Origin of the sequence: Synechococcales cyanobacterium T60_A2020_003 (genome assembly GCA_015272205.1) — a bacterium.
Lineage (GTDB): Bacteria > Cyanobacteriota > Cyanobacteriia > RECH01 > RECH01 > JACYMB01.
Window position 1 is genome coordinate 1 of sequence record JACYMB010000185.1, and the last position, 5,238, is coordinate 5,238.

At 54.3% G+C, this 5,238-nt stretch carries 7 protein-coding genes; 5 read left to right on the forward strand and 2 right to left on the reverse strand.

Annotated elements, in window-relative coordinates; genetic code table 11:
- The 4 genes from IGR76_09545 to folK all read left to right on the forward strand — a co-directional run.
- Positions 1 to 830, forward strand: an 830-nt coding sequence (locus tag IGR76_09545) for a cobyric acid synthase CobQ (GenBank protein MBF2078746.1), incomplete at its 5' end; no start/stop codon positions are given.
- Positions 831 to 923: 93 nt separating this feature from the next.
- Entirely contained in the window at positions 924 to 1,163 is a 240-nt protein-coding gene (locus IGR76_09550) for a (2Fe-2S)-binding protein (protein ID MBF2078747.1), read from the forward strand.
- A 97-nt stretch (positions 1,164 to 1,260) separates the two neighbouring features.
- Positions 1,261 to 2,619 (forward strand): bifunctional UDP-N-acetylglucosamine diphosphorylase/glucosamine-1-phosphate N-acetyltransferase GlmU, encoded by a 1,359-nt coding sequence (glmU, locus tag IGR76_09555; protein ID MBF2078748.1) that lies wholly within the window; start codon positions 1,261 to 1,263, stop codon positions 2,617 to 2,619.
- Positions 2,620 to 2,649: 30 nt separating this feature from the next.
- A complete protein-coding gene (gene folK, locus IGR76_09560; GenBank protein MBF2078749.1) occupies positions 2,650 to 3,135 on the forward strand; it encodes a 2-amino-4-hydroxy-6-hydroxymethyldihydropteridine diphosphokinase in 486 nt (161 codons plus the stop codon).
- Here the strand turns inward: folK and IGR76_09565 are convergent.
- Positions 3,132 to 3,596 (reverse strand): NINE protein, encoded by a 465-nt coding sequence (locus tag IGR76_09565; GenBank protein ID MBF2078750.1) that lies wholly within the window; start codon positions 3,594 to 3,596, stop codon positions 3,132 to 3,134. The genes folK and IGR76_09565 overlap by 4 nt on opposite strands.
- Positions 3,597 to 3,776: 180 nt before the next feature.
- On the opposite strand from IGR76_09565, the gene IGR76_09570 reads away from it, so the two are divergent.
- A complete protein-coding gene (locus IGR76_09570; GenBank protein MBF2078751.1) occupies positions 3,777 to 4,139 on the forward strand; it encodes a Lin0512 family protein in 363 nt (120 codons plus the stop codon).
- Positions 4,140 to 4,157: 18 nt separating this feature from the next.
- Here IGR76_09570 and IGR76_09575 read toward each other — a convergent pair whose 3' ends face one another.
- A complete protein-coding gene (locus IGR76_09575; GenBank protein ID MBF2078752.1) occupies positions 4,158 to 4,910 on the reverse strand; it encodes a hypothetical protein in 753 nt (250 codons plus the stop codon).
- Between the last annotated feature and the right edge of the window lie 328 nt (positions 4,911 to 5,238).

The following is a 5,238-nucleotide window of genomic DNA, read 5'->3' on the forward strand; positions in this document are numbered from 1 at the left end:
ATCAGATGTTTCCATCGGAGGATTCCCTCTCGTTGATGGATCGATCGTCGAATGGATCAAACAACGCCGATTTGACGATCGCTGTCATCTGCCTTCCCCGCATTTCCAACTTTACGGACTTTGACCCCCTCGAAGCGGAACCCACGGTCAACCTCCGCTATGTGGGTATCAGAGACGAGTTAGGTTACCCCGATGCCGTGATTTTACCCGGCACCAAAACGGCGATCGCCGACCTGCTGGCACTACAGCATACAGGTCTTGCCGAGCAAATTCAGGAATACGTGGCTGCGGGAGGCACGATTATGGGAATTTGCGGCGGATTTCAGATTATGGGTCGTATTTTAGCTGATCCAGAGGGTATTGAAGGTCACGAAGGGCGTTACAAAGGGCTAGGTCTACTCCCCCTCACCACGATCATTACTGGACAGAAAATTGCACGCCAGCGTCAAGTCAGTTCCAACTTTCCCCAAACGGGGCTGCCTGTAATTGGCTACGAACTGCACCAAGGGCGGAGCCACATGGCAGAAAGCGGCAGTGACCAGGCCGGGGGACTCACCTACGAATACTTGTTTGATGACCGCAATTTGGGCGTGGTGGACTCGGCACAGATGCTTTGGGGAACCTATCTCCACGGAATCTTTGACAGTGGCTCTTGGCGACGTACATGGCTGAATCGCCTCCGGCAGCAGCGGGGGCTAAAATCTTTACCCACGGGAATTGCCGACTATCGAGAGCAGCGGGAACGAATGCTGAATGGGCTTGCAGATACAATCCAGCCCCGTCTCAACTTGACCCCAATCCTAGACGCCTTGAAAGAGTGCAACGGGTAGATGGCGAGTCGGGCGGCAACCCTGGGCTTGGCTTGGGTGGGGGCATCACAATGGTTTCCAGATCAATAGTTTTTAAGGCTAATGTTTTAGGCTATGACGGTTCAGGTTCGGTTTCTGCCAGATGATGTCACAGTTGAGGCGATCGCCGGAGAGCCGCTCCTGCAGGTTGCAGAACGGGCAGGACTCTCAATTCCAACAGGTTGTCTGATGGGATCGTGCCATGCCTGCGAAGTAGAATTGGAAAACGGTGACGTGATCTGTGCCTGCATTTCCGGTGTGCCAAAGGGACAAACCCATGTCACCATCAACCTCTTTGTGGATCCCACCTGGTAAGCAGGGCAGAATTAAACCTATGATTCCAATGGTCTAGAGGTACACACAGGTTCCCCAAGCGCGATATACTCCGTTTGGAAAATCTGGCATAAATCACATGGTAGCGGTAGCAATTTTGGCAGCAGGACGGGGCACCCGTATGAAGTCCCGATTGCCCAAGGTATTACATGCCCTGGGGCAGCGATCGCTAGTGGAACGCGTTCTCGACAGTTTATCCGACGTTTCACCAACCCATAAATTCGTGATTGTGGGGTATCAAGGGGATCTGGTGCGGGAAGCGCTCGCAGACTATCCAGGGGTGGAGTTTGTGGAACAAACTGAACAACTGGGGACAGGCCATGCGGTTCAACAAGTTCTGCCCCACCTCAAAGGCTACGATGGCGATTTGCTCGTGTTGAATGGTGACGTACCGCTTCTACGCGCAGACACGATTCGCCAGCTCCTGCAAACGCATCGAGACGCAGGCAGTGCTGCCGCAATTCTGACCGCGCAACTCCCTGATCCCAAAGGCTACGGTCGCGTATTTTGTGATGGTCAAAATACGGTCACACAGATCGTTGAGGACCGGGACTGTACCGCTGCCCAAAAGCAAAATCGCCGCATTAATGTCGGAGTCTACTGCTTCAAATGGTCAGAACTAGAGCGGGTATTGCCCCAACTTCAGGCCGACAACGATCAGCAGGAATACTACTTAACCGATACGGTCAGCATGATGAGTCCGGTAGTAGCCGTTGATGTAGACGACTATCGTGAGATCCTCGGCATCAACGATCGCCTCCAGCTTGCCAACGCCTACTCGATTTTACAGACGCGGATTAAAGAACACTGGATGCGTGCCGGGGTGACGCTGGTGGATCCAGAAAGCGTCACCATTGACGACACCGTGGAGCTGCATCCCGACGTGATTATCGAACCGCAAACCCACTTGCGAGGCCGGACGGTCGTTGGGTCGGAGAGCCGCATTGGGCCGGGTAGCCTCATTGAAAATAGCCAGATTGGGCAACGGGTGACGGTTCTGTATTCGGTGGTGAGCGATAGCACCATTCAGGATGGCACTCGCATTGGCCCCTATGCCCATCTGAGAGGTCATGCAGAGATCGGTGAGGGTTGCCGCATTGGTAATTTTGTTGAGATTAAGAATGGGAATTTGGGCGATCGCACCAACGTTGCCCATCTGTCCTATCTGGGAGATGCCACCCTCGGCGAACAGGTAAATGTCGGAGCAGGAACCATCACCGCGAATTACGATGGCGTCCAGAAACACCGCACAATCCTGGGCGATCGCGTCAAAACGGGTTCCAACAGTGTGCTAGTGGCTCCGGTCACGATTGGCAACGACGTCACCATTGCAGCGGGGTCTACCGTAACCGAGGACGTTGAGGATGATGCGCTAGTGATTGCGCGATCGCGTCAAGTGGTCAAACCGGGCTGGCGTAATCCTGCCCATGATGCGTAGTTCCGACTGCCTAAACTGAGCCTGAATTCTATGACCGATGTGGCGATCGCCCTTGGAAGTAATCTTGGTGACTCACGGACGATCCTGGCGCAAGCCCTCACGCAGTTGCATGAGTGTCCCAGTATTACCGTTGTCCGAACCTCTTCGCTGTACAAAACGGCTCCGGTAGGGCCGCCACAGCCCGACTATCTCAACGCCTGCGCGATTCTAGATACCCACCTTGAGCCGTTGGAGTTGCTCCACATCCTCCAGAGAGTTGAGCAGTCCTTTGGGCGGGTACGCGATAAACGCTGGGGGCCTCGAACATTGGATCTAGATTTGCTGCTGTTTAGCGATCGCATCCTCATCACCGACGAACTGGAGATTCCCCATCCTCGGATGGGCGATCGCGCCTTTGTGCTGGTTCCCCTGGCCGAAATTGCGGGACACTGGATCGATCCGGTTTCGCAGCGGGCGATCGCCGATCTGGTGCGGCATGTGGATCCGGATGGCGTTCGACGGTTAGACGATGCCTAAAGCTCTTGAAAGACGTAGGTAACGGCTCCGGTACGCGAATCATTGGTGATATCAACCCGCCCAATTTTCGCCATCCCGATCAACGCGGCCTCAACATCTTCAAAGCTGGCTCCCGTTTCCGACACCGCTTGGGTAACCGTGAGCTTGCCGCCATGCCGCTGCGCTGCCTTCAGCAAACTCAACCGCAGGCTCGGATTGCTCGATGGATAATCATAGGAACGGGCGATCGCCGGACGCTCTGGCGCATAGGGCACGCCGTAAATAGAGCTTTTCTTGAGGTTGTGGCTCTCGACCATATCGGGAATCAGGAACAAGTCGATAATCTGCCCAATACCGAACACTCCGCCCGTGAGTAGCCAGATCAGTCCCGTAATCATTTTGCCGTTGTAGAAACGGTGCAAGCCGCCGATTCCTAACAGAATCGACAGCCACAGCAGGTACGAAGTCCCCTTACTATTCATTTGTACTCGGTCTCCTTAATGATGACTCCCCATTACCTACACGGGCAATCCGCGGGAATAAGCACACCTTCAGGCACGGAAAGCCGGACTATCTGGGGACGGATTTCTGCATAATAGAGCGATGGATATCTGTGCTAGAGGCTGGAATAGGTCTAGATGCTGTTGTGGGGAGAACATGAAATGGTGAAAAAACGATTTGCAATTGAGATGGGCATGGGCGTCGATCAGCATGGGCAAGACGCCACCGTTGCCGCCGCGCGAGCCGTACGCAATGCGATCGCCCACAATGCCCTTCCCGGCATTTGGGAGGTGGCAGGATTAAATAGCCCCCACGAGATGATCGTAGAGGTGCAGGTGGGGGTGCCGTTCCCGGAGGATATCCGAGCTGATGAAGTCTTAGCCGTTTTGCCCTTTGGGAAAAAGTCCCTGCGGGTGGAAGTGGGAGGCATGGTGGTTCAAGGCAAGGCGATTCCGGAACTTAACGACAAAAACGACGACATGATTATTGCCGTTGCTGCCGTCCACGTTTTTGTTGAAACCTGATTTATGTAGCCCTTGCCGTTACGAAATAGAACATCCAGACCCGACGAGATTCGAATTGTCCCCCACAAACCCCGGAGAGATCCAACCTTCTTGGGGCGACAGGATGTAGACCCACTGCCGCGTTCCCTCCGCTGTTTCAGTGGTGAGGGTGCGATCGGTAAACTCGATTGTTTGCAGTCCTGACGGCAGCGTACCGATGGCCGTTATTGAGAGGATTAGCGGACGACTTCGCACCACTAAACCTGATTGGGGTGTCACGCGGCAGGTTGCAACCCGAGTGACTAACGGTTCAGAAGCGTCGGGAGCCTCAACGATCGCCGAAGGAGGCGGAGAAGTTGAAGGCTGATTTGCGGGTGGAAAGGCTGGAGTTCCCGGTTCCGAGACGTCCGGCTCCGGTGTGGGCGTCGCAGGGCGCAAACTGGGGGGACAAGGCGTAGAATCATTGCCCAATAAATACTTAGCTTCTACCCAGCCAATGGCTGGGGCTGTGATGCGTACCCAACCGCCGCCACTGCCGCTCCCTAATCGCATGTAGTCTCCTGCACCAATCACACCCACAGCAGGACTCGTCGCATTCGGCTCTTGATAAATCCCAATCTGAACATCGGCGCGGCGGCAGGTGTCTGCTTGCTGCGCGACCTGAATGGGGCGATCGCCCCCACTGTATCGTGAAGAACGAATAGACGCACCGTCTGCACTAGCACTCCAAACTCCTAACCCAATCGCAACGCTCCCTGCAATCCATTGGCGAATGGCTTTCCCGTTCATCATTGTTTCCTCCCATGCTGAGTCAATAATATCGACAAATTCAGGGAAGGTTTTGCATTTTCTGTAGAGAACGCAATGCATTGTTGCAACTGCGCTGCATCGGAGAGCGATCGCGCTAAGATGGCAACGATATACCCAAGGGTCGCTACTTTTGTTGGAATCACTGATCGTGCAACGTATCGTCAACTCACACCTAAGAACTCAAAACTCCAGGACTTACGCAATTGGGCGATTTTGCGCGGGTTACACCCGCGCAACATCGCCTAAAAGACTCAGGATGCCGCACGTAGTGCGTAAGTCCTGAACTCAAAATTGAGATAACGAGTTCTGT